Origin of the sequence: Klebsiella sp. 1SOBk10mer (assembly GCF_046602535.1) — a bacterium.
In the GTDB taxonomy this organism is placed as follows: Bacteria; Pseudomonadota; Gammaproteobacteria; order Enterobacterales; family Enterobacteriaceae; genus Klebsiella; species Klebsiella quasipneumoniae.
On record NZ_JBKIUP010000004.1, the window covers coordinates 201,763 to 224,589 of the forward strand.

Sequence of the window (22,827 nt, forward strand, 5' to 3'; positions counted from 1 at the left end):
GCGCTCCCTCCTGGCGGCGCGCAAAGAGGGAGCGTGCGAGGCTACACCAGTTCGTCTTTATTAATGCCCAGCCGCTTCATGCGCGACAGGAGCGTGGTGCGCTTCAGCCCCAGCCGCTGGGCGGCGCCCTTCGGCCCGGCCACCACGCCGTTGCTCTCCTTCAGCACCCGGACGATCAGCTGATATTCATCTTCACCTTCTTCAGGCAGGACCTCTGGCGACCGCGGAGGCTCGACGATATCCCGCTCCGGCAGGGAGAGCTGCAGCACGTTTCCGCGGGTCAGCAGGACCGCCCGTTCGATGACGTTTTCCAGCTCGCGCACGTTGCCCGGCCACTCCATGCGCGTCAGGGTGCGCAGGGTTTCCGCCGGGATGCTGTCGATATTGCGTCCCATGCGGCGGGCGATTTTGAAGGTAAACGCCTTCACCAGCAGCGGGATGTCGTCGGGACGCTCGCGCAGCGGCGGCAGGTGGATCGGGAACACGTTGAGCCGGTAGTAGAGATCGCTGCGGAATTCCCTGTCGATAACCATTTGCTTGAGATCGCGGTTGGTGGCGGCGATCAGTCGGACGTCGGTCTGGATCAGCTTGTTGCTCCCCAGGCGTTCGAACTCCTGCTCCTGGAGGACGCGCAGCAGCTTGGGCTGCAGCTCCAGCGGCATATCGCCCACTTCATCAAGGAACAGGGAGCTTTTGTCCGCCAGTTCGAAGCGGCCGATACGCTGGGCGCTGGCCCCGGTGAACGCGCCGCGTTCGTGGCCGAACAGATCGCTCTCCAGCAGCCCGGCGGGCATCGCGGCGCAGTTCATCTTCACCATCCGCCGACTGTTTCGTCCGCTGAGGTTATGAATGGCGCGGGCGATAAGCTCTTTACCGGTGCCGGTTTCGCCGAGGATCAGCACGGTGCTGTCGCTGTGGGCCACCATCTCGACCTGCTTGAGCACATTGTTCATCGCCTCGCTGCGACCGATGATCTCCCCGAATTCGCTCTCGACATTGTTGAGCTGCTCGGTGAGGGCGAGGTTCTCATCCACCAGTCGCTCTTTCAGGCGCTGAATTTCGCGGTAGGCGAGGGCGTTATCGATAGCGATCGACACCCGCTCGGCGATCTGCCGCAGCAGCTTGAGATTGGTGGTGGTAAACACCTGTTCGTCGCACTGCGCCAGCTTCAGCACGCCGAGCAGGGTGTTGCCGGACATCAGCGGCAGCAGGCACAGGGTCTGGATCTTGTTGCCCCACATCTCGAAGAGCATTTTCTCGTACGGCGCGAGAGTGTCATGCTCGTGCAGGTTAAGCAGCAGCATCTCTTTGCTTTTGAACACCCGCTCGGTGAGGGTGCCGGCTTCATCCACCTCGCTCTGGTCGTGAACCGGATGGCTGGCGTCAAGATAGTGGGTGGAATAGATGTTGAGCTTCCCTTTGCGGTTGCTGCGCAGCACTACGCTGATGGCATCGATCCGGAAGTAGCGATGGATCTCTTTCGCCACCTCGCTGACCAGCTCGTCGATATCCAGACGCGAGAGGACCGCGTTGGTGATCGCCACCAGGATGCGAAAGTTGTCGCGCTCGTGGCACAGCAGATCGTAATCGACGTTGTTGCTGACCCGGTTCTGAATCTGCTCGGTGACCACGGCGACGATCTGCGCAAAGGTATGCAGCCGCTGGAACTCTTTCTCGCTCCATGGCCGGTTGTCACGACGCAGAAATTCGCAACCGCCGAAGATCCGCCCGTCGGCCGCCAGCGGCAGCAGCGAGTAGTACCCGAACGGGCGATAGATCCCGCTGCGGATAAGCTGCGGCCAGGTGTCGGCAAAGGTCTCATGATCGCAATGCAGGGCATCCGGCCGGGAGAGTAAGCGGCGTACAGGGCCGTGGGCGAGCACGGTTTCATCTTCGTAGCTCACCGGCTGGCCTGCCTCATCGCAGGCGTATCTGGCCGCGCGGTGGTTGCCTGCGTTCCACAGGATAATGGCCGCTTCGTCGGCCAGCGCGGACTGTTGCACCAGGCGGGTCAGGGTTTCGCTCAGCGCAGCCAGATCGGGCTGCTGTAATAAAAGCCGGGTGATATCAAACAGACCCTGCTGGCCGAGATCGCTCATCGGTGTATACGACATGGCTTACATCCAAAACGCGCCGGCAACGCGGCGCATAAGAAAATGATGGTACAAATAATAGTATGTTAATAAGGCGGTTGTGACCGCCGTTAACCCATCCGTGGGCGCCCGCTGGTTTGGGCGGGATACTCATGCTGGCTTTTCCCGGCTTACGCTGCGCTTAGCCGGGCTACAAGTGCGCGGAGTTTTGTAGCCGGATAAGGCGCCAGCCGCTATCCGGGCCCCGACGCCGTCGTTAACAAATTCTCGGCAGCGGCTCGGCGTGGGGAAGATCGAGCGTCCGCTTCACGCCGTACAGCCCGACGGAACGCACGCCCGGTCGGGCGACCACCTCGCCGATTATCGCCGCCTCGCATCCCAGGGCGTGAGACCGTAGATGCGTCAGCACATTTTCCGCTTCTTCGCGGGCGACGGCGATCACCAGCTTGCCTTCATTGGCGAAGTTCAGGGCGTCCAGCCCGAGCAGCTCGCAGACCCCGCGCACGGTGTCGTTGACCGGTAGCTTCGCCTCGTGCAGTTCAATGCCGCAGCCGCTGGCGACGGCGAACTCATGGGCGACGGCGTTGACGCCGCCGCGGGTGGCGTCGCGCAGGGCTTTTACGCCGCGCAGCGGCCGCAGGGTTTGGATCAGCGGCGTCAGCACCGCGCAGTCGCTGGACAGCGCGCCGTCGAGCCCCATCTGCTCACGCAGATTAAGGATGGTGGCGCCATGATCCCCCAGCGTGCCGCTGACCAGCAGCACATCGCCGGCGCTGATCTGCTGCGTCCCCCAGCGAACGTCCGCCGGGATGGCGCCGATGCCGGCGGTGTTGATAAACAGCTTATCCGCCGCGCCGCGCGGCACCACTTTGGTATCGCCGGTGACGATGGCGATCCCTGCCGCCCGAGCGGTATCGGCCATGCTGGCGACCACCGCTTCCAGGGTAGTCATCTCCAGCCCCTCTTCGAGAATAAACCCGCAGGAGAGATAGCGCGGGATGGCGCCGCTGACCGCCACGTCGTTGGCGGTACCGCAGACGGCCAGCTTGCCGATATTGCCGCCGGGAAAGAACAGTGGGTCAATTACATAGCTGTCGGTGGAGAAGGCGAGGCGATCCCCCTGAGCGGCAAGCGCCGCCAGATCGAGGCGCGCCTGATCCTCCTGCTCCGCCAGCCAGGGGTTGGCGAAAGCCTGCATAAACAGGTCGCCGATCAGCTGCTGCATTGCCTGACCGCCGCTACCGTGGGCTAACTGGACGCTTTTCATGCTTCATATTCCTGACTGCGATATTGATACCAGGCGGCGCAGGCCCCTTCCGAGGAGACCATCAGCGCGCCAAAGGCGCTTTGCGGATTGCAGGTGCTGGCGAAGAGCGGGCACTGGTGCGGTTTACAGCGACCGGTCAACACCTCGCCGCAGCGGGCGCGCGGGTCGTCGCACACGCGCTGCGGCGCCGGGCGGAAATGGGCCTCGGCATCGAAGCGCTGATAGGCCAGCGTGAGGCGCACGCCGGAGTCGCTGATGACCCCCAGACCGCGCCATTCGCTGTCGCCATCAAGGCAAAACACGTCGGCCATCGCCGCCTGCGCCAGCGGGTTGCCGGCATCCGGCACCACGCGACGGTACTGATTTTCCACTTCGCTACGCTGCGCTATTGTCTGCTCAACCAGCATCACCGCGCCTTGCAGTAGATCAAGCGGTTCGAAACCGGCGACCACTAACGGGCGATGATAGTCGCTGGCGATAAAGCCGTAGGCTTCGGTGCCGATCACCATACTGACGTGGCCGGGGGCGAGAAAGGCGTCGATACCGTTGTCCGGCTGATCCAGCAGACTGCGCAGGGTCGGCAGCAGGGTGATGTGCTGACAGAAAAAGAAGAAGTTTTCGACGTTGCGCTCCCGCGCCTGACGCAGGGTGAGGGCGGTGGCGGGCATGGTGGTTTCGAAACCGAGACCGAAAAAGACCACCTCACGCTGCGGGTTTTGCTGCGCCAGCCGCAGGGCGTCCATCGGCGAGTAAACGATGCGAACATCGGCGCCGCTGGCTTTCGCCTGCAGCAGTGAGCCGTTTTTGCCCGGCACGCGCATGGCGTCGCCGAAGGTACAGAAGATCACCCCCGGGCGGCTGGCAATCTCAATGCAGGCGTCGATGCGCCCCATCGGCAGGACGCATACCGGGCAGCCGGGCCCATGAATAAATTCAATATTCTCCGGCAACAGCTGGTCGAGACCGAACTTAAATATGGCATGGGTATGGCCGCCGCAGACCTCCATAATGCGCAGCGGACGCTGCGCGGTGTGCGGCAGCAGATGGGCACGCTGCTGAAGATGGGCCACCAGCTGCATGACCTGCTCGGGGGCGCGGTATTCGTCAACGTAACGCATTATCGCTCCTCGCCGTACAGCAGGGCGCCGACGTCCGGCTCCACGTCAAACATATTTTGCAGCGCCTCGAGCGTATCGCGCGCTTCGGCTTCATTGATCACGCTCATGGCGAACCCGACGTGCACCAGCACCCACTGGCCGAGACGCGGCTGACCCTGCTCGTCAACGGCGCCCACCAGCGTCAGGTCAACGTCGCGCTGAATGCCACAGACTTCCACCTTCGCCAGCACGCCGTCGATGGCGCAAATTTGTCCCGGAATGCCTATGCACATCGTTGCGTCTCCAGCCAGGTGAGCCACTGGTCCATGCCTTCGCCGCTGGTGGCGGAGAGGAGGATAATTTCAATATGCGGATTGACCTCGCGGGCGCAGGCCAGGCATTTACCGACGTCGAAATTGAGATACGGCAGCAGGTCGACCTTGTTGAGCAGCATCAGGCTGGCGGCGGCGAACATATGCGGATACTTCAGCGGCTTGTCTTCGCCTTCGGTGACCGACAGCACCGCCACCTTATGGCGTTCGCCGAGGTCGAAGCTCGCCGGGCAGACCAGGTTGCCGACGTTTTCAATAAACAGAATGCCGTGGTCAGCCAGCGGCAGGAGCGGGGCGGCGTCGGCGATCATCTGGGCGTCGAGATGGCAGCCTTTCCCGGTGTTGACCTGGATCGCCGGAGTGCCGGTGGCGCGAATGCGGGCGGCGTCATTGACCGTTTGCTGGTCGCCTTCGATCACCGCGCAGTCGGCACGCCCTTTCAGCCGGGTGAGGGTTTCGGTGAGCAGGGTGGTTTTGCCGGAGCCGGGGCTGGAAACCAGATTCAGCACCAGCTGCTGCTTTGCCGCAAAGCGCGCGCGGTTGCGCGCCGCCAGGCGGTTGTTTTTATCCAGCACGTCGATTTCCACTTCCAGCATCCGCCGCTGGCTCTGGCCCGGGGCGTGAGTCCCCGCTTCGCCATGGCCGTAATGCAGATCGCCCTCTGTCGTGCGGGTGGGGGCGAAGTGGTCAGTTTTGACGCCGGTGATGGTCATCGTCTGGCGTGGGGCGGGCGCGAAGGGGGCGCTGCGGAACGCGGAATGCGGGTTTCGTTCGTCTCCTTCAATATAGAGGTTGCCTTCGCCACAGCCGCATGTCGTACACATAATTTACTCCAATTCTAAACGCTGAATCTGTAAGCCGTCATCCGCCACGATCTGTAGCTGGTCGTTATTGCAGTGCGGGCAGCGGCGGACGTGCTGCGAGACAAGATGGACGTACTGCTGACAGCGTTCGCACCAGCATTCAGCCTGTTGTTCGGCGATATGCAGTTCACACCCCTCCGCCAGCGTGCCGCGGCAGACCAGCTCAAAGCAGAAGGTCAGGGCGCTGGCTTCGACGCAGGAAAATGCCCCGACCTTAAGCCACACGCCGGTCACCCGTCGCGCGCCGGCCTGCTGCGCCTGTTGTTCAATAATTTCCAGCGCCCGCTGGCTGAGGGTAATTTCGTGCATAGTCGCCTCCGTATCGCGATGCGCCTTTTATGCAATAACGATGCCAGAACAGACTCATGGCGGTGGGAAATGTCGATGACGACGCGCCGGGGCTGTCATCGACATGTCGCGTCGGCAGGAGGTAAATATAAAAACATAATTAAATCAAATAAATAAAATGTGGCACGGAAAATGCTTAAACGGTGCATCTCATGCTACGGAGAAACCGATATGACTATTTGGGAAATAAGTGAAAAGGCGGATTACATCGCCGACCGTCACCGGCAGCAGCAGGAGCAGTGGCATATCTACTGTAACTCGCTGGTTCAGGGGATCACCCTGTCGAAAGCCCGCCTGCATCACGCGATGAGCTGCGCGCCGGACAAAGAGCTGTGCTTCGTGCTGTTCGGCCATTTTCAGGTGTTCGTCGCCCTGGCGGAAGGCTTCAACAGCCACACCATCGAATACTACGTCGAAAACAAAGGCGGCGGTGATAAGTATCTGATTGCTCAGGCCACGCTCGCCGCGGATGGCACGGTGGACGGGCGGATCAGCAACCGCTCCCGCGACCAGGTGCTGGAGCACTATCTGGCGATTATCGCCACCGTCTATGACCGTCTGTACGACGCCATGGAGCAAGACCAACCGGTGGACTTAAGCCATCTGGCTCTGACCCACTGATCGCAAGGTGTCGACATGTGTCGAAAATGACACCTGCGCAACCTGATTTCGTCAAAAGTGACTTTCACCCGAGGATGACCCGGTGAACCGTTTTGTAATTGCTGACTCCACTGTCTGTATCGGCTGCCGCACCTGCGAAGCCGCCTGCTCTGAGACGCATCGCCAGCATGGCCTGCAGGCGATGCCGCGGCTGAAGGTGATGCGTAATGAAAAAGAATCGGCACCGCAGATGTGCCACCACTGCGAAGACGCCCCCTGCGCCGCTGTCTGTCCGGTTAACGCCATCCAGCGCGTCGATGGCGCTGTCCAGCTCAACGAGAGCCTGTGCGTAAGCTGCAAACTGTGCGGCATCGCCTGCCCGTTTGGCGCGATCGAATTTTCCGGCAGCCGTCCGCTGGATATTCCGGCCAATGCCAATACCCGACTGGCGCCCCCCGCGCCGCCGGCGCCGGCCCGCGTTAGCTCGCTGCTCGACTGGGTGCCTGGGGTGCGCGCCATTGCCGTGAAATGCGACCTCTGCCACTTCGATGACCAGGGCCCGGCCTGCGTGCGGACCTGTCCGACCAAAGCGCTGATGCTGGTGGATAGCCGTGATATCGCCCTGGCCAGCAAGCGTAAACGCCAGCTGACCTTTAATACCGACCTTGGCGACTTGTCGCTGTTCCAGGCGCAACAGGGGGAGAGGGAATGAGTGTAATTGGATTAGTCAATCAGGCGGTGACCTGGTACGCCGCCAGCGCCGTGCTGGCCTTCGTGTTTGCCATGCGTAAACCGCTCAGCGGCGCCATTGCCGGGATCGGCGGCGCGGTGGCCAGCGCCATGCTGGTGGTTGCCGGCGGCGCCGCGCTGTTGATGCCGGATCGGATCCACGGCGGCATGCTGCAGTTTCTCCATCTGACGATGCGGGTGGGCGGCGTGAACGCCCTGTGGCTGCTGGCCATTGGCCTGTCGGCGCTGCCGGTGTCGCTGTTTAACATTAGCTGGCATCGCCATCCGCAGGTGAAGGCCAACGGCCTGCTGGTCAACCTGCTGCTGGCCGCCGCGACCTGCGCGGTGGTGGTGACCAATATCGGTTCGCTGGTGGTGATGGCGGAGATCATGGCGCTCTGCGCGGCGTTTCTCACCGGCTGCGCCGCCTCCGGTAAGCTGTGGTTTGCCCTGGGTCGTCTCGGCACGTTGCTGATGGCCTGGACCTGCTGGCTAGTGTGGTCGACCTACGGCACCCTCGAGCTGGCGCAGATCAATCTTCAGGCGGTGGATATGATGCAGAGCCCGCTGCTGTGGCTGCCGGGGCTGGCGGGGTTCGCCCTGCTGGCGGGGGCTATCCCGCTGCACGGCTGGGCGCCGCAGGCGCACGCCGGGGCCAGCGCGCCGGCCGCCGCGCTGTTTTCCACTGTGGTCATGAAGGTCGGTCTGTACGGCATGTTAACCGTTTCGCTGGCCGGCGGCGTGCCGCCGCTGTGGTGGGGCGTGATGCTGCTGGTGCTGGGGATGATCACCGCCTTTATCGGCGGGCTGTATGCGTTGATGGAACATAACATTCAGCGCCTGCTGGCCTATCACACCCTGGAGAACATCGGCATTATCCTGCTGGGGCTGGGCGCCTTCGTCACCGGCGTGGCCACCCGCAACAGCACGCTGATGGTGCTGGGTTTCATCGGTGGCATGTATCACCTGATTAACCACAGCCTGTTCAAAACTACGCTGTTCCTCGGCGCCGGGGCGGTGTGGTTCCGCACCGGCCATCGCGATATCGAGAAGCTGGGCGGCATCGGTAAAAAAATGCCGCTGATCTCCCTCGCCATGCTGGTGGGGCTGATGGCGATGGCGGCCCTGCCACCGCTGAACGGCTTCGCCGGCGAGTGGGTTATCTACCAGTCCTTCTTCAAAATGAGCACCAGCGACCTGTTTATTGGCCGTCTGCTGGGGCCGCTGCTGGCGGTCGGTCTGGCGATCACCGGCGCGCTGGCGGTGATGTGTATGGCCAAAGTCTATGGCGTCACCTTCCTCGGCGCGCCGCGGAGCAAAGAGGCGGAAAACGCCACCTGCGCCCCCTGGCTGATGACCCTGAGCGTGGTCATGGCGGCGGCCTTCTGCCTCGTTGGCGGCATCGCCGCGCCGTGGCTGCTGCCGCTGGTGAGCGGTGCCTTCCCGCTGCAGGCCCAGGTGTCGAGCGTGGTGTCGCAGCCGATGATCGCGCTGCTGCTTATCGCCTGCCCGCTGCTGCCGTTCTTGTTGATGATCTTCTTTAAAGGCGATCGCCTGGCGGCGCGCTCGCGCGGCGCGGCCTGGGTCTGCGGCTACGATCACGAACAGTCGATGGTGGTCACTGCCCACGGTTTCGCCATGCCGGTGAAAGAGGCCTTTGCGCCGCTGCTGAAGCTGCGTCACTGGCTGAATCCGGTGCGTCTGGTGCCGGGCTGGCAATCGGCCTCGGCGCCAGCGCTGCTGCGCGGAATGGCGCTGGTTGAGCTGGCGGTGCTGGTGGTGATTGTCATTTCGCGAGGAGCCTGAGAATGAGTTTGTTAATTGCATTGCTACAGGCGCTGGCGCTGTTTGCCGTCGCGCCGCTGTTATCCGGGATCGTTCGCGTCGCCCGCGCGCGGCTGCATAACCGCCGCGGTCCGGGCGTGCTGCAGGAGTATCGGGATATCCTGAAACTGCTGGGCCGCCAGAGCGTCGGTCCCGACGCCTCGGGCTGGGTGTTCCGCCTGACGCCGTACGTCATGGTGGGCGTGATGCTGACCATCGCCACCGCCTTGCCGGTGGTGACGGTGGACTCTCCGCTGCCGGTGCTTGGGGATCTCATCACCCTGATCTACCTGTTCGCCATCGCCCGTTTCTTCTTCGCGATTTCCGGTCTGGACACCGGCAGCCCATTTACCGCGCTGGGCAGCAGCCGCGAAGCGATGCTCGGCGTGCTGGTGGAGCCGATCCTGCTGCTGGGCCTGTGGGTCGCCGCACAGGTCGCCGGCTCGACGCACATCAGCACCATTACCGATACCCTTTATCACTGGCCGGCAGCGCGCAGCATTCCATTGATTCTGGCGCTGTGCGCCTGCGCCTTCGCCACCTTTATCGAGATGGGCAAACTGCCGTTCGATCTGGCGGAAGCGGAGCAGGAGCTGCAGGAGGGGCCGCTTTCCGAGTACAGCGGTAGCGGCTTTGGCATCCTGAAGTGGGGCATCAGCCTCAAACAGCTGGTGGTGCTGCAGATGTTTGTCGGGGTCTTTTTCCCGTGGGGCCAGATGACCAGCTTCAGCGTCGGCGGCCTGCTGCTGGCGCTGGTGGTGGCCGTCGTCAAGCTGGTGGTGGGCGTGCTGATCATCGCGCTGTTCGAGAACAGCATGGCGCGTCTGCGTTTTTGTGCCACCTCCCGCGTCACCTGGGCCGGGTTTGGTTTTGCCTTTTTAGCCTTCGTCTCCTTGCTGGTGGCGTGATTTAAGAGAGTTTGAGCATGTCTGAAGAAAAAATCGGTCAACACTATCTTGCGGCGCTGCACCAGGCCTTTCCGGGCGTGGTGCTGGACGAAGCCTGGCAGACCAAAGACCAGTTAACCATCACCGTGAAGGTCAATTACCTGCCGGAAGTGGTGGAGTTTCTCTACTACCAGCAGGGCGGCTGGCTGTCGGTGCTGTTCGGCAACGATGAACGTAAGCTGAACGGCCACTACGCGGTCTATTACGTGCTGTCGATGGAGCAGGGCACCAAATGCTGGATCACCGTACGCGTGGAAGTGGACGCCAACAAACCGGAATACCCGTCGGTGACGCCGCGCGTGCCGGCGGCGGTGTGGGGCGAGCGCGAAGTGCGCGACATGTACGGCCTGGTGCCGGTCGGCCTGCCGGACGAACGCCGGCTGGTGCTGCCGGACGACTGGCCGGACGAACTCTATCCGCTGCGTAAAGACAGCATGGACTACCGCCAGCGTCCGGCGCCGACCACCGACGCCGAAACCTACGAGTTCATCAACGAGCTCGGCAGCAAGAAAAACAACGTGGTGCCGATCGGCCCGCTGCACGTCACTTCCGATGAGCCCGGCCATTTCCGCCTGTTCGTTGACGGTGAGAACATTATCGATGCCGATTACCGTCTGTTCTATGTCCACCGCGGCATGGAGAAACTGGCGGAAACCCGCATGGGTTATAACGAAGTGACTTTCCTGTCTGACCGCGTGTGCGGCATCTGCGGCTTCGCCCACAGTACCGCTTATACCACCTCGGTGGAGAATGCGATGGGCATCGTGGTGCCGGAGCGGGCGCAGATGATCCGCGCCATTCTGCTGGAGGTGGAACGCCTGCATTCGCACCTCCTGAACCTTGGTCTGGCCTGCCACTTCACCGGCTTCGACTCAGGCTTTATGCAGTTCTTCCGCGTGCGCGAAACCTCGATGAAGATGGCGGAGATCCTCACCGGCGCGCGTAAAACCTACGGTCTGAACCTGATCGGCGGGATCCGCCGCGACCTGCTGAAAGAGGACATGATCCAGACCCGTCAGCTGGCGCAGCAGATGCGTCGCGATGTGCAGGAGCTGGTGGATATGCTGCTCAGCACCCCGAACATGGAGCAGCGCACCGTCGGCATTGGCCGGCTGGACCCGGAAATCGCCCGCGACTTCAGTAACGTCGGCCCGATGGTGCGCGCCAGCGGCCACGCCCGCGACACCCGCGCCGACCATCCGTTCGTCGGTTACGGCCTGCTGCCGATGGAGGTTCACAGCGAGCAGGGCTGCGACGTGATATCCCGCCTCAAGGTGCGGATCAACGAGGTTTATACCGCGCTGAACATGATTGATTACGGTCTCGATAACCTGCCCGGCGGTCCGCTGATGGTGGAAGGGTTCACCTATATCCCGCACCGCTTCGCGCTGGGCTTCTCCGAGGCGCCGCGCGGCGACGATATCCACTGGAGCATGACCGGCGACAACCAAAAACTGTACCGCTGGCGCTGCCGGGCGGCGACCTACGCCAACTGGCCGACCCTGCGCTACATGCTGCGCGGCAACACCGTTTCCGATGCGCCGCTGATCATCGGCAGCCTCGACCCGTGCTACTCCTGTACCGACCGCATGACCGTGGTCGATGTACGCAAGAAGAAGAGCAAAGTGGTGCCGTACAAAGAGCTGGAGCGCTATAGCATCGAGCGTAAAAACTCGCCGCTGAAATAAGGAATCGCCATGTTTACCTTTATTAAAAAAGTCATTAAGACCGGCACCGCGACGCACGCCTACCCGCTGGATCCGATGCCGGTAGATAAAAACTTCCGCGGCAAGCCGGAGCATAACCCGCAGCAGTGTATCGGCTGCGCGGCCTGCGTGAATGCCTGCCCATCGAACGCCCTGATGGTCGAGACCGATCTGGCCACTAACCAGCTGGCGTGGCAGTTCAACCTCGGGCGCTGCATCTTCTGCGGCCGCTGCGAAGAGGTCTGCCCGACGGCGGCGATTAAGCTGTCGCCGGAGTATGAGCTGGCGGTGTGGAAGAAAGAGGATTTCCTTCAGCAGTCGCGCTTCGCTATCTGCCACTGCCGGGAGTGCCAGCGGCCGTTCGCGGTGCAGAAGGAGATCGACTACGCCATCGCGCTGCTCAAGCATAACGGCGATACCCGCGCCGAGCTGCACCGCGAAAGCTTCGAAACCTGCCCGGAATGCAAGCGCCAGAAATGTCTGGTGCCGTCCGATCGTATTGAACTGACCCGCCACATAAGGGAGGCCAGCTGATGAGCACTTTACTTGGCCCGCGCGATGAAAACGGCATTCCGGTGCCAATGACGGTGGATGAATCCATCGCCAGCATGAAGGCCTCGCTGCTGAAGAAAATTAAACGTTCGGCCTACGTCTACCGCGTCGACTGCGGTGGTTGTAACGGTTGCGAAATCGAAATCTTCGCCACCCTTTCGCCGCTGTTCGACGCTGAACGCTTCGGGATTAAGGTTGTGCCTTCGCCGCGCCATGCCGATATCCTGTTGTTTACCGGGGCGGTGACCCGCGCGATGCGCTCCCCGGCGCTGCGCGCCTGGCAGTCGGCGCCGGATCCGAAGATCTGTATCTCCTACGGCGCCTGCGGCAACAGCGGCGGCATCTTCCACGACCTGTACTGCGTCTGGGGCGGTACCGATAAAATCGTACCGGTCGATGTCTATGTTCCGGGCTGCCCGCCGACGCCCGCCGCCACCCTGTACGGCTTCGCCATGGCCCTCGGCCTGCTGGAGCAGAAAATTCACGCCCGCCTGCCGGGCGAGCTTGACGAACAGCCGACCGAGCTGCTGCACGCCGATATGGTACAACCCCTGCGGGTGCGTATCGATCGCGAAGCGCGGCGTCTGGCGGGCTATCGCTATGGCCGGCAGATTGCTGACGACTATATGCGTCTGCTCGGCCAGGGCGACAGCCAGGTGCTGCGCTGGCTGGAGGCGGAAAAAGATCCGCGTCTGACCGAGATCGTCACCCATCTCAACCAGGTGGTCGAGGGGGCGCGTATCCGATGAGCGAGACGGTGGTGTTCAGTCAGCTGAGCCGTAAATTTATTGATGAGAACGACGCCACGCCGGATCAGGCGCAGCAGGTGGTCTATTACAGCCTGGCGATTGGCCACCACCTCGGCGTTATCGACTGTCTTGAGGCGGCGCTGAGCTGCCCGTGGGAGGCGTATCTGGCGTGGATCGCCACCCTTGAGGCCGGCAGCGCCGCGCGGCGCAAAATGGAGGGCGTGCCGAAGTATGGCGAGATCGTCATCGACAGCAGCCACGTGGCAATGCTGGCCAACGCCTTTGATAAAGCGCAGTCCACGCAGACCCCGCAGCAGCAGGCGTGGAGCAAAGCGATGCTCAGCATGCTGCATGATATTCACCAGGAGAGCGCCATCTATCTGATGGTGAGGAGATTACGTGACTAACGTTTTACTCTGTGTTGGCAACAGTATGATGGGCGACGACGGCGCCGGACCGTTGCTGGCGGAGATGTGCGCGGCGAACCCGGCCGGCCAGTGGGTGGTCATCGACGGCGGCAGCGCGCCGGAAAACGACATCGTGGCGATCCGTGAATTACGCCCCGAACGCCTGCTGATTGTTGATGCCACCGACATGGGCCTTAACCCCGGCGACATTCGCGTCATCGACCCCGACGACATCGCCGAGATGTTTATGATGACCACCCATAACATGCCGCTCAACTATCTGGTCGATCAGCTGAAAGAGGACGTCGGCGAGGTGATCTTCCTCGGCATTCAGCCGGATATCGTCGGTTTTTATTATCCGATGACCCAGCCGGTAAAAGAGGCCGTTGCCCGGGTGTACCAGCAGCTGGCAGACTGGCAGGGTCAGGGCGGCTTTGCCCGGCTGGAGGCCGCAGACGATTAACCCTGCGGCGATCAGGGCTCCCCGACGGCTGCCGGGAGCCCCGTTACCGGCGGCGCCAGCTCAAGATTCTCTATCACTAATTTACCGGGCGACACCGAAACTCTGACCTGCGTGCCGACCGGAAATCCCGCCTGCTCCAGCCAGTCGCCGTTCAGGCTCAGGGCCGCGTGGCGGGTGTAGCGCCGCGTCTCCCGCGTTTTGCGGTTCTCATGGCGTTTTCTGACATAACCCACGGTTAACTGGCGAATGGCCCTGACGATCCCTCTGGCTGCGGGGGGCTGCTGTGCGTTCATGATTTGCTCATTGCTGAAGATACCCCTGAAAATATACTGGATAAAATACCAGTTGTTGTGAACGGGAGGCAAACCAGAAACTGGAATCAGGCTCGAGAAAAAAACATGTAATGGATGCAACAGAAAGTAGACGCCCGTCCCCCGGTCAGCGCAGGGAGACGGGCGAGCGCCGGAGACGCGCTTAGTCGAGGTCGGCGCCGTTGCTGGCTATCACCTTCTGGTACCAGAAGAACGACTTTTTACGCTTGCGCGCCAGCGTGCCGTTGCCGGCGTCGTCGCGATCGACATAGACAAAGCCGTAGCGTTTGCTCATCTCGCCGGTGGACGCCGAGACCAGATCGATACAGCCCCAGCTGGTGTAACCCAGCACCGGAATACCGTCGCCGATGGCGTCGCGCATCGCCTTGATGTGCTCGCGCAGGTAACTGATGCGATAGTCGTCATTGATCTCGCCCCTGGCGTCGATCTCGTCCCGGGCGCCGAGCCCGTTTTCCACCAGGAACAGCGGCTTCTGATAGCGGTCGTACATCATGTTCATGGTGATACGCAGACCCAGCGGGTCGATGCCCCAGCCCCATTCGCTGGCCGGAATGTGCGGGTTCTTCAGCGACTTGACGATATTGGCGGCATTGGTGTTGCTGGCGTTCATCTCCGCCGAGGCGCAGCGTGAGGCGTAGTAGCTAAAGGAGACGAAATCGACGGTGTTTTTGAGGATCTCGTCATCGCCCGGCTGCTTCGCAATGGTGACCCCCTTTTCCCGGAACACCCGCGCGGCCCACACCGGGTAGGCGCCGCGCGCCTGGACGTCAATAAAGAACAGATTTTCGCGGTCCTTCTCCAGCGCCATCCAGACATCTTCCGGCTTGCAGGAGTAAGGGTAGAAATTACCGCCCGCCAGCATGCAGCCGACCTGATTTTGCGGGTTTATCTCGTGGGCGATTTTTGTCGCCAGCGCGCTGGCCACCAGCTCGTGATGCGCGGCCTGATACTTCACCTGCTCCTGGTTTTCTCCCTCTTCAAACACCAGACCGGCGCCGGAGTAGGGGCTGTGCAGCATGATGTTGATTTCATTGAAGGTGAGCCAGTATTTCACCAGACCGTCAAAAGCTTCAAAGCAGGTGCGGGCGTAGTGGCTAAAGAAATCCACCATTTTGCGGTTGCGCCAGGAGCCGTACTCCATCACCAGGTGCATCGGCACGTCAAAATGGCACAGCGTGACCAGCGGCTCGATACCGTGCTTTTTGCACTCTTCGAACAGCGAGCGATAGAAGGCGATGCCCTGCGGATTCGGCTGCTGCTCGTCGCCGCGCGGGAACAGGCGGCTCCAGGCGATGGAGGTGCGAAAGACGCTGAACCCCATCTCCGCCATCAGGGCGATATCTTCCTTGTAGCGGTGGTAGAAATCGATCGCCTCGTGGCTGGGGTAGAATTCGTCTTCGCGAAGCGTGAAGCGCTTCTCCAGGCCTAATTTTACCGGCAGACGGTGGGCGCCGTGGGGGAGGGTATCCACGGTGGCCATCCCTTTCCCCCCTTCGCGCCATGCGCCTTCAGACTGGTTGGCGGCCAGTGCGCCGCCCCATAAAAATCCCTGTGGGAAACTCGCCATGCGTTACCTCGTTATCAGTGATGTGTTCAGGCGTGGGTTGCCTGGGCCTGGGCCTGGCGCGCTCGGGCGTCGGCGGCGGCCTGTTCAACGGGAATATCTTCAAAGCCGAGGATCAGCGTCAGGGCAAACGACAGCACTACCGACAGCGCCATCACGCCAAACACCCAGACGATGGTCATTGGATTGGCTGGATCGAAAAACTGCACGCTGGTGAACAGCCCCGGCGCCGCCATCGAGTGGCTGGCCAGTCCGGCGATACCCGCCACCGCGCCGCAGATAAAGCCGCTGATCAAGCTGGCGATCAGCGGGCGTTTCAGGCGCACCGCCACGCCGTACAGCGCCGGTTCGGAAATCCCGGCCAGAATCGCCGATGCCGCGGCGGCCAGCGCCGTCTGGCGCAGTTCCGGGTTTTTGGTTTTCCACGCCACCGCCAGCGAAGAGCCGCCGAGCGACAGGTTGGCGCCGATCTCCGACGGCATTACCATGCCCTCTTTGCCGGTTTCGGCGATGGTCTGAATGATGGTCGGCGTAAAGACCCGGTGCATGCCGGTCATCACCAGCAGCGGCCACAGCCCGCCCATGATCGCCACCGACAGCCAGCCGAGATAGCTGTGGATCGTATAGACCAGCGCGGAAATGGCGCTACCGATCCAGATGCCGAGCGGGCCAATCAGCAGGATCGCCAGCGGGGCGGCGATCAGCACGATCAGCATTGGCTTAAGGAAGTTTTTCGTCACCGCCGGGGTAATGCGATCCACCCAGCGTTCGATATACGACAGGCACCAGGTCATCACCAGCGCCGGGATCACCGTGTAGGTGTATTTCACCGCGGTCACCGGGATAAAGGCAAATTCAACGTGTTCGCCCTGAGCGGCTTTGGCCATTAATTCGATAAACCCGGGATGCACCAGCACCCCGGCGATAGCGATGGCAAGCGACATATTGGTTTTGAATTTCACCGCCGCGGAGGCGGCCACCATCAGCGGCAGGAAGAAAAATGCGCCGTCGCCGATAAGCGTCAGGAGGGTCAGCGTCGGCGAGCCTTTCGGCAACGCGCCGCTCATCTCAAGGATCATCGCCAGCAACTTGACCATCGATCCGCCGATAATCGCCGGGATCAGCGGCGACATGGTGCCGATCAGCGCGTCAAGGATCCCGGCGCCGATGCGTTTCAGGGTGACCGGCGCTTTGCCCTGCGGCTCGACCGGGCGCAGGTCGCCGGGCAGCAGATTCACCACCTCGCGATAGGCCTGTGAGACCGTGTTGCCGATGATCACCTGGCACTGGTTATCGCTGCGCACGACGCCGAGCACCCCGGTCAGGCCTTTCAGTGTAGGGCTATCGACCTGTTCGTTGTCTTTGACCACGAAACGCAGACGAGTCATGCAGTGGGTCACGGCGACGACGTTATCGACTCCGCCTAATGCCGCGACTATCTGTTGCGCCAGGGCTGCATAATTTTTCGACATCGGATTTTATCCTGTTTATCAATAGGGTACTGATCTGTTACCGCGCCGCATCGCCGGGCGATACCATGCTTTATAGGAAACCGGTTCCACAAAATCATGGTGAGTTTCATTTGATTGCACAAGAAATAAAAAAAATATGATCTCAGTTTTGTGATTTTGATCGCTAATCGTCGCGGTGAGCAGGGGAGTGCTGTAAAAGCGGGAAACGTGCAGTACACTGCCTGCAACTTTTGCAACAGGAAGAATCACATGGCAACGATGCTGGAGGTCGCTAAGCGCGCGGGGGTATCGAAGGCGACCGTGTCGCGGGTGCTGTCGGGCAACGGCTATGTCAGCCAGGAGACCAAAGACCGGGTGTTTAAGGCGGTGGCGGAGAGCGGCTACCGACCGAATCTGCTGGCGCGCAACCTGGCGACCAAAACCACGCAAACCCTCGGCCTGGTGGTGACCAATACCCTGTACCACGGCGTCTATTTCAGCGAGCTGCTGTATCAGGTGGCGCGGATGACCGAGGACAAGGGGCGGCAGCTGATCCTCGCGGATGGCAAGCACAGCGCGCAAGAGGAGCGGGAGGCGATCCAGTACCTGCTGGATCTGCGCTGCGATGCGATCATCATCTACCCGCGTTTTCTCACTGTCGACGAGATGGATGAGATCGTTGAGAACCACTCGCAGCCGATCATGGTGCTTAACCGCCGCCTGCGCCGCCACGCCAGCCACTGCGTCTGGTCCGATCAAAAAGCGTCGGCGATGCGGGTGGTGGAGCGGCTGATTGCCCTGGGCCACCGCGATATCGCTTTTATTACCGGCTCCCTTGACTCGCCCACCGGCGTTGAGCGTCTTGCCGGCTACAAAGACGCGTTGGCTGGCCACGGCATTACCCTGAACGAGGCGCTCATTACCGAAGGGCGCTGGACGCCGGAAACCGGCGCGGCGGCAGTGGAGAGCCTGCGTCAGCGCGGGGTGACCTACAGCGCGCTGGTGGCAAGCAATGACGATATGGCCATCGGGGCGATGAAGCAGCTTCACCAGCTGGGCATTAAGGTGCCGGAGCAGGTCTCGGTGGTGGGGTTTGACGATATTGTGCTGGCGCCGTACATGGTGCCGTCGCTTGCCAGCGTCCGGGTGCCGGTGACGGAGATGATTAAAGAGAGCATTAATCGCCTGATATTTATGCTCGATGGCGGGGAATTCAATGTTCAGCAGAGTTTCCCAGGGGCGCTGATCGAGCGTGAGTCGCTGGTGGCGGGTCCCTGCGCCTGACGTCGTCAGCTGTCATCGTCACTACTGACGATGACAGCGCATCACCGATTAAAATCTATTTATTATCAATAATATAAAAATTGGAACGTATTATGCATACTCCGGCGCCTAACCCTCTTACTGCTGGAGAAATGGATGAACCGTTTCATTATCGCCGATGCGAGCAAATGCATCGGCTGTCGCACTTGCGAAGTGGCCTGCGTGGTGTCCCATCAGGAACATCAGGACTGCGCCTCCCTGACGCCGCACACCTTTCAGCCGCGTATTCATGTGATAAAAGGGGTCAATGTCTCCACGGCCACCGCCTGCCGTCAGTGTGAGGACGCTCCCTGCGCCAACGTCTGCCCGAACGGCGCTATCAGTCGCGATAAAGGCTTTGTTCACGTGATGCAGGAGCGCTGCATCGGTTGCAAAACCTGCGTCGTCGCCTGCCCGTACGGGGCGATGGAGGTAGTGGTGCGGCCGGTGATCCGCCATAGCGGCGCCGGACTGAACGTCGTGGCGGAAAAAGCCGAAGCCAACAAGTGCGATCTCTGCTTCCACCGCGACAGCGGCCCGGCCTGCATGGAGGTCTGCCCGACGCACGCCCTGGTCTGCGTAGACCGCAACAAGCTGGAGCAGATGAACCAAGAGAAACGTCGCCGCACGGCGCTGGCCTGGTAACCTCTGGCATGAACGGGGTGCAAATCCGCATTCGCGGTAAGGTGCAGGGGGTGGGGTTCCGCCCCTTTGTCTGGCAGCTGGCTCAGAGGCAGGCTCGCTGCGGCGATGTCTGTAACGACGGCGAGGGCGTTCTGGTGCGGCTGGCCGGGGGCGATGACGGTTTTACTGCCGCCCTCGCTGCCCACTGCCCGCCGCTGGCGCGGGTCGACAGCGCCGACTGCGCCCCTTATCGCTGGGCGGCTCCGCCGCAGGGCTTCACCATCCGTGAGAGCGGGGCGGGGCGGATGCGCACCCAGATCGTGCCCGATGCCGCGACCTGCCCGGCGTGCCTCGCGGAGATGAATGATCCCCGGGCGCGCCGCTATCGCTACCCCTTTATCAACTGCACCCACTGCGGGCCGCGGTTGACCATCATTCGTGCCATGCCTTACGACCGGCCTCTTACCGCGATGGCGCCGTTTCCGCTCTGTCCGCCCTGCGAGGCGGAATACCGCGATCCCGCCGATCGCCGCTTTCACGCCCAGCCGGTGGCCTGCCCCGACTGCGGGCCGCGGCTGGAGTGGCGGGCCCAAGGTGAAGTGCGGCGCGGTGAGGCGGCGCTGCAGGCGGCTATCGCCCGGCTGGCGGCGGGCGACATCGTGGCGATAAAAGGCGTCGGCGGCTTTCATCTGGCCTGCGACGCCGGCAACCCCGCTGCTGTTGCCACGCTGCGGGCGAGGAAACACCGTCCGGCGAAACCGCTGGCGGTGATGCTGCCCTCTGCGGCGGGGTTACCTGCCGACGCCGTGGCGCTAATGGACTCCCCGGCGGCGCCCATCGTACTGATTAGCAAAGCGCAGGTCTCCGGCCTGTGCGACGAGATTGCGCCAGGGCTTGCGGAAGTTGGGGTGATGCTGCCGTCTAATCCGCTGCAGCATTTGCTTCTGCAGGCGCTGGCGCGCCCTATCGTGATGACCTCCGGCAACCTTAGCGGCCGCCCGCCGGCGTTAAGTAATACTGAAGCACTCAACGACTTAGCCGACATCGCCGACGGCTTTTTGCTCCATAACCGCGACATCGTGCAGCGGCTGGATGATTCTCTGGTGCGCTCGAGCGGAGAAATGCTGCGCCGCGCCCGGGGCTATGTCCCGGATGCGCTGCCGCTGCCGCCGGGTCTGGACAAGGTGCCGCCGCTGCTGGCGCTGGGCGCGGACATGAAAAACACCTTCTGCCTGGCGCGCGGGGGCGAAGCGGTTCTCAGCCAGCACTTCGGCGATCTTGGCGAGGAGGGCGTCGAGCAGCAGTGGCGCAGCGCGCTGCAGCTGATGCAGAACATCTTCGCCTTTGCGCCGCAGCGGGTGGTGGTTGACGCCCATCCTGGCTATCGATCGACGCAGTGGGGAGCGGCTCTGCCGCTGCCGGTGGAGACCGTGCTGCATCACCATGCTCACGCTGCGGCGTGCCTGGCAGAGCACCGCTGGCCGCTCGACGGCGGAGACGTTATCGCCCTGATCCTCGACGGAATCGGCATGGGGGAGAACGGCGCGCTATGGGGAGGGGAGTGCCTGCGGGTTAACTATCGCCAGTGCGAACATCTCGGCGGGCTGCCGGCTGTCGCCCTGCCGGGCGGCGACCTGGCGGCGCGTCAGCCGTGGCGTAATCTGCTGGCTCAGTGCCTGGCTTTTGTCCCTGACTGGCAGGATTACCCGCAGACCGGCACGCTGCGCCAGCGCAACTGGCCGCTGCTGGCGCAGGCCATCGACCGCGGTATTAACGCGCCGCGCGCCTCGTCCTGCGGACGGCTGTTTGATGCCGTCGCCTGCGCGCTGGACTGCGCCCCGGAGAGCCTGAGCTATGAGGGGGAGGCGGCCTGTCGGCTGGAGGCGCTGGCCGCCAGCTGCCCCGGCGTCAGCCATCCGGTCACGCTGCCGTGGCGCGGCAATGCGCTGGACCTGGCCACCTTCTGGCGACAATGGCTGCGCTGGCAGGCGAGCCCGGCGCAAAAAGCCTGGGCATTTCATGACGCCCTGGCCAGCGGACTGGCGGCGATGGCCCGCGACTGTGCGACTGCCCGCGGCATCGACACGATTGTCTGCAGCGGTGGGGTGCTGCATAACCGTCTGCTGGCGGCGCGATTGACCTTTTATCTGGCGGATTTTACTCTGCTGTTTGCGCAGCAGTTGCCGGCCGGCGACGGCGCAATCGCCTATGGTCAGGCGGTGATCGCCGCCGCTCGCGTTCAGGCTCAAGGAACACAACAATGATAATGACAGTTTTACGCCAGCAGCCGCGCGCCGCGGGCCTGGTGTTGGGGTTGATCGCGGCGAACTTACTGGCCTGGTGCTGGGCGCTGCAGGCCTTTGGCGACAGCGGCGCGCTAATGGCCGCCAGCCTGCTGGCCTGGGGCTACGGCCTGCGCCACGCAGTGGACGCCGATCATATCGCGGCGATTGATAACGTCACCCGCAAGATGATGCAGCAGGGGCGGCGGCCCTTCGCCGTCGGGGCCTGGTTCTCGCTGGGCCACTCGTCGATTGTGGTGCTGGCCTCGGCAGCGATTGCCGCTACCGCCACGGCCTTCAGCGCGCAGATGAACTGGCTGCACGACACCGGTAGCGTCATCGGCACCGCTGTGTCGGCGCTGTTTCTGCTGGCGATGGCCTTTATCAACCTGGTGATATTGCGCAGCGTCTGGCGTAGCTTTCGGGCGTGGAAGCGGGGTGAGCCGTTGAGCGACGAGATCGTCAGCGGCGGCGGGGTGATGAGCTGGCTGTTTGGCAAAACCTTTCGTCTGGTCAGCCGTAGCTGGCAGATGTACCTGGTCGGTTTCCTGTTCGGCCTCGGGTTTGATACCGCCACCGAAATCGGCGTGCTGGGCATCTCCGCCGCCGGCGCGTCGAGCGGGATTTCCGTCTGGTCGATTATGGTCTTCCCGGCGCTGTTCGCCAGCGGCATGGCGCTGGTGGACACCCTCGATAACGTGCTGATGGTCGGCGCCTACGGCTGGGCGTTCAGCAAGCCGCAGCGCAAGCTTTACTACAACATGACCATCACCGGCACTTCGGTGGTGGTGGCGCTGTTTATCGGCGGCCTGGAAGCGCTGGGTCTGCTGATGGATAAGTTTGCGCTCAGCGGCGGAATATGGCGCTGGGTAGGGGCGTTAAACGACAACCTCGGCGACGCCGGGTTTGTGGTGGTCGGGCTGTTTGTCGCCTGTTGGGCGCTGTCGGTGCTCAATTATCGCTGGCGCGGCTACGATAATCTGGCGCGTTAGGTTCAGCATTTTCCCGGCTTGCGCTGCGCTAAGCCGGGCGATCATCACTCTCTGGCGGCGCTTCTCTGCGCAGGTTCCCACCGGTCGTCACGAACCATCGCTCTACGTTAATCAGCTCACTTATTTAACTCATTGAAAAATTATACTTTTTAATTAAATCTCAACGCTCCCCCCGTTTAAACGACCTGAAACATCTGTGATTTACCTCTTATTTACATAATTTAAACCAGTTGTTAACTGGATAAAAACACGGCAGCCTCGTTATAGTAGTTTTGTGAAATAAAACTTGGTTGTACATTGTAC

Annotated in this window: 22 protein-coding genes; 13 read left to right on the plus strand and 9 right to left on the minus strand. The window is 62.1% G+C overall.

Annotation, left to right across the window (positions count from 1 at the left end):
- Positions 1 to 41 precede the first annotated feature (41 nt).
- The 6 genes from flhA to hypA form a co-directional block, all read right to left on the minus strand.
- The gene (flhA, locus tag ACLH1I_RS13325; protein ID WP_004205639.1) at positions 42 to 2,114 is read right to left on the minus strand and encodes a formate hydrogenlyase transcriptional activator FlhA; all 2,073 of its coding nucleotides are present in this window, start codon (positions 2,112 to 2,114) and stop codon (positions 42 to 44) included.
- A gap of 235 nt (positions 2,115 to 2,349) precedes the next feature.
- Entirely contained in the window at positions 2,350 to 3,360 is a 1,011-nt protein-coding gene (gene hypE, locus ACLH1I_RS13330) for a hydrogenase expression/formation protein HypE (protein ID WP_043520715.1), read from the minus strand.
- Entirely contained in the window at positions 3,357 to 4,478 is a 1,122-nt protein-coding gene (gene hypD, locus ACLH1I_RS13335; RefSeq protein WP_065802675.1) for a hydrogenase formation protein HypD, read from the minus strand. The genes hypE and hypD overlap by 4 nt, the downstream gene beginning before the upstream one ends.
- Positions 4,478 to 4,750, minus strand: a complete 273-nt coding sequence (locus ACLH1I_RS13340; protein WP_002914934.1) for a HypC/HybG/HupF family hydrogenase formation chaperone — start codon at positions 4,748 to 4,750, stop codon at positions 4,478 to 4,480. The genes hypD and ACLH1I_RS13340 overlap by 1 nt, the downstream gene beginning before the upstream one ends.
- A complete protein-coding gene (hypB, locus tag ACLH1I_RS13345; protein WP_198079859.1) occupies positions 4,741 to 5,613 on the minus strand; it encodes a hydrogenase nickel incorporation protein HypB in 873 nt (290 codons plus the stop codon). The genes ACLH1I_RS13340 and hypB overlap by 10 nt, the downstream gene beginning before the upstream one ends.
- A 3-nt stretch (positions 5,614 to 5,616) precedes the next feature.
- Positions 5,617 to 5,961, minus strand: coding sequence for a hydrogenase maturation nickel metallochaperone HypA (gene hypA / locus ACLH1I_RS13350; protein ID WP_004205644.1), 345 nt, complete (start codon positions 5,959 to 5,961; stop codon positions 5,617 to 5,619).
- 210 nt (positions 5,962 to 6,171) lie between these two features.
- Here hypA and hycA point away from each other — a divergent pair, with 210 nt between their 5' ends.
- The 9 genes from hycA (at position 6,172) to hycI (ending at position 13,977) form a co-directional block, all read left to right on the plus strand.
- Entirely contained in the window at positions 6,172 to 6,621 is a 450-nt protein-coding gene (gene hycA, locus ACLH1I_RS13355) for a formate hydrogenlyase regulator HycA (RefSeq protein WP_004205645.1), read from the plus strand.
- Between the two features lie 82 nt (positions 6,622 to 6,703).
- Positions 6,704 to 7,312, plus strand: a complete 609-nt coding sequence (locus ACLH1I_RS13360; protein WP_151629059.1) for a 4Fe-4S dicluster domain-containing protein — start codon at positions 6,704 to 6,706, stop codon at positions 7,310 to 7,312.
- Positions 7,309 to 9,135, plus strand: a complete 1,827-nt coding sequence (gene hycC / locus ACLH1I_RS13365; protein ID WP_151629061.1) for a formate hydrogenlyase subunit 3 — start codon at positions 7,309 to 7,311, stop codon at positions 9,133 to 9,135. Before ACLH1I_RS13360 ends, hycC begins: the two co-directional genes overlap by 4 nt.
- 2 nt (positions 9,136 to 9,137) lie before the next feature.
- Positions 9,138 to 10,061, plus strand: coding sequence for a respiratory chain complex I subunit 1 family protein (locus ACLH1I_RS13370; protein ID WP_004205648.1), 924 nt, complete (start codon positions 9,138 to 9,140; stop codon positions 10,059 to 10,061).
- 17 nt (positions 10,062 to 10,078) lie between these two features.
- Complete coding sequence (gene hycE / locus ACLH1I_RS13375) at positions 10,079 to 11,788, plus strand: formate hydrogenlyase subunit HycE (RefSeq protein ID WP_004205649.1); 1,710 nt, start codon at positions 10,079 to 10,081, stop codon at positions 11,786 to 11,788.
- Between the two features lie 9 nt (positions 11,789 to 11,797).
- Positions 11,798 to 12,340 (plus strand): formate hydrogenlyase complex iron-sulfur subunit, encoded by a 543-nt coding sequence (locus ACLH1I_RS13380; RefSeq protein WP_198079857.1) that lies wholly within the window; start codon positions 11,798 to 11,800, stop codon positions 12,338 to 12,340.
- Positions 12,340 to 13,107: an NADH-quinone oxidoreductase subunit B family protein gene (locus tag ACLH1I_RS13385; RefSeq protein ID WP_151629063.1), complete on the plus strand. Its 768-nt coding sequence runs from the start codon at positions 12,340 to 12,342 to the stop codon at positions 13,105 to 13,107. Before ACLH1I_RS13380 ends, ACLH1I_RS13385 begins: the two co-directional genes overlap by 1 nt.
- Entirely contained in the window at positions 13,104 to 13,514 is a 411-nt protein-coding gene (locus ACLH1I_RS13390; RefSeq protein ID WP_004205651.1) for a formate hydrogenlyase maturation HycH family protein, read from the plus strand. The genes ACLH1I_RS13385 and ACLH1I_RS13390 overlap by 4 nt, the downstream gene beginning before the upstream one ends.
- Positions 13,507 to 13,977 carry a hydrogenase maturation peptidase HycI gene (gene hycI, locus ACLH1I_RS13395; RefSeq protein ID WP_004205652.1) on the plus strand — a complete coding sequence of 157 codons (471 nt, stop codon included), beginning with the start codon at positions 13,507 to 13,509 and terminating at the stop codon, positions 13,975 to 13,977. Before ACLH1I_RS13390 ends, hycI begins: the two co-directional genes overlap by 8 nt.
- 11 nt (positions 13,978 to 13,988) lie before the next feature.
- On the opposite strand, the gene ACLH1I_RS13400 is transcribed toward hycI, so the two are convergent.
- From ACLH1I_RS13400 to ascF, 3 genes are all read right to left on the minus strand, one after another.
- Positions 13,989 to 14,270, minus strand: coding sequence for a SymE family type I addiction module toxin (locus ACLH1I_RS13400; protein WP_198079855.1), 282 nt, complete (start codon positions 14,268 to 14,270; stop codon positions 13,989 to 13,991).
- A gap of 181 nt (positions 14,271 to 14,451) precedes the next feature.
- Complete coding sequence (locus ACLH1I_RS13405) at positions 14,452 to 15,876, minus strand: 6-phospho-beta-glucosidase (protein WP_023318986.1); 1,425 nt, start codon at positions 15,874 to 15,876, stop codon at positions 14,452 to 14,454.
- Positions 15,877 to 15,902: 26 nt separating this feature from the next.
- Entirely contained in the window at positions 15,903 to 17,345 is a 1,443-nt protein-coding gene (ascF, locus tag ACLH1I_RS13410; RefSeq protein ID WP_048295440.1) for a PTS cellobiose/arbutin/salicin transporter subunit IIBC, read from the minus strand.
- Between the two features lie 249 nt (positions 17,346 to 17,594).
- On the opposite strand from ascF, the gene ACLH1I_RS13415 reads away from it, so the two are divergent.
- From ACLH1I_RS13415 to ACLH1I_RS13430, 4 genes are all read left to right on the plus strand, one after another.
- Positions 17,595 to 18,608, plus strand: coding sequence for a LacI family DNA-binding transcriptional regulator (locus tag ACLH1I_RS13415; RefSeq protein WP_048325488.1), 1,014 nt, complete (start codon positions 17,595 to 17,597; stop codon positions 18,606 to 18,608).
- A 135-nt stretch (positions 18,609 to 18,743) separates the two neighbouring features.
- The gene (gene hydN / locus ACLH1I_RS13420; protein WP_004205658.1) at positions 18,744 to 19,271 is read left to right on the plus strand and encodes an electron transport protein HydN; all 528 of its coding nucleotides are present in this window, start codon (positions 18,744 to 18,746) and stop codon (positions 19,269 to 19,271) included.
- Between the two features lie 8 nt (positions 19,272 to 19,279).
- Positions 19,280 to 21,514: a carbamoyltransferase HypF gene (gene hypF, locus ACLH1I_RS13425; protein WP_048325485.1), complete on the plus strand. Its 2,235-nt coding sequence runs from the start codon at positions 19,280 to 19,282 to the stop codon at positions 21,512 to 21,514.
- Positions 21,511 to 22,524, plus strand: a complete 1,014-nt coding sequence (locus tag ACLH1I_RS13430) for a HoxN/HupN/NixA family nickel/cobalt transporter (RefSeq protein ID WP_017899641.1) — start codon at positions 21,511 to 21,513, stop codon at positions 22,522 to 22,524. The genes hypF and ACLH1I_RS13430 overlap by 4 nt, the downstream gene beginning before the upstream one ends.
- The last annotated feature ends 303 nt before the right edge of the window (positions 22,525 to 22,827 follow it).

What these genes read in the sequence shown, in the direction of transcription:
- ACLH1I_RS13400 (WP_198079855.1), bottom strand. Translation starts at nt 14,270, where the DNA reads ATGAACGCACAGCAGCCCCCCGCAGCCAGAGGGATCGTCAGGGCCATT.
- hydN (WP_004205658.1), top strand. Translation starts at nt 18,744, where the DNA reads ATGAACCGTTTCATTATCGCCGATGCGAGCAAATGCATCGGCTGTCGC.
- hypD (WP_065802675.1), bottom strand. Translation starts at nt 4,478, where the DNA reads ATGCGTTACGTTGACGAATACCGCGCCCCCGAGCAGGTCATGCAGCTG.
- ACLH1I_RS13390 (WP_004205651.1), top strand. Translation starts at nt 13,104, where the DNA reads ATGAGCGAGACGGTGGTGTTCAGTCAGCTGAGCCGTAAATTTATTGAT.
- hycA (WP_004205645.1), top strand. Translation starts at nt 6,172, where the DNA reads ATGACTATTTGGGAAATAAGTGAAAAGGCGGATTACATCGCCGACCGT.
- ACLH1I_RS13380 (WP_198079857.1), top strand. Translation starts at nt 11,798, where the DNA reads ATGTTTACCTTTATTAAAAAAGTCATTAAGACCGGCACCGCGACGCAC.
- ACLH1I_RS13405 (WP_023318986.1), bottom strand. Translation starts at nt 15,876, where the DNA reads ATGGCGAGTTTCCCACAGGGATTTTTATGGGGCGGCGCACTGGCCGCC.
- hypA (WP_004205644.1), bottom strand. Translation starts at nt 5,961, where the DNA reads ATGCACGAAATTACCCTCAGCCAGCGGGCGCTGGAAATTATTGAACAA.
- ACLH1I_RS13370 (WP_004205648.1), top strand. Translation starts at nt 9,138, where the DNA reads ATGAGTTTGTTAATTGCATTGCTACAGGCGCTGGCGCTGTTTGCCGTC.
- hypB (WP_198079859.1), bottom strand. Translation starts at nt 5,613, where the DNA reads ATGTGTACGACATGCGGCTGTGGCGAAGGCAACCTCTATATTGAAGGA.
- flhA (WP_004205639.1), bottom strand. Translation starts at nt 2,114, where the DNA reads ATGTCGTATACACCGATGAGCGATCTCGGCCAGCAGGGTCTGTTTGAT.
- ACLH1I_RS13385 (WP_151629063.1), top strand. Translation starts at nt 12,340, where the DNA reads ATGAGCACTTTACTTGGCCCGCGCGATGAAAACGGCATTCCGGTGCCA.
- ACLH1I_RS13430 (WP_017899641.1), top strand. Translation starts at nt 21,511, where the DNA reads ATGATAATGACAGTTTTACGCCAGCAGCCGCGCGCCGCGGGCCTGGTG.
- hycE (WP_004205649.1), top strand. Translation starts at nt 10,079, where the DNA reads ATGTCTGAAGAAAAAATCGGTCAACACTATCTTGCGGCGCTGCACCAG.
- ACLH1I_RS13415 (WP_048325488.1), top strand. Translation starts at nt 17,595, where the DNA reads ATGGCAACGATGCTGGAGGTCGCTAAGCGCGCGGGGGTATCGAAGGCG.
- ascF (WP_048295440.1), bottom strand. Translation starts at nt 17,345, where the DNA reads ATGTCGAAAAATTATGCAGCCCTGGCGCAACAGATAGTCGCGGCATTA.
- hypF (WP_048325485.1), top strand. Translation starts at nt 19,280, where the DNA reads ATGAACGGGGTGCAAATCCGCATTCGCGGTAAGGTGCAGGGGGTGGGG.
- ACLH1I_RS13340 (WP_002914934.1), bottom strand. Translation starts at nt 4,750, where the DNA reads ATGTGCATAGGCATTCCGGGACAAATTTGCGCCATCGACGGCGTGCTG.
- hypE (WP_043520715.1), bottom strand. Translation starts at nt 3,360, where the DNA reads ATGAAAAGCGTCCAGTTAGCCCACGGTAGCGGCGGTCAGGCAATGCAG.
- hycC (WP_151629061.1), top strand. Translation starts at nt 7,309, where the DNA reads ATGAGTGTAATTGGATTAGTCAATCAGGCGGTGACCTGGTACGCCGCC.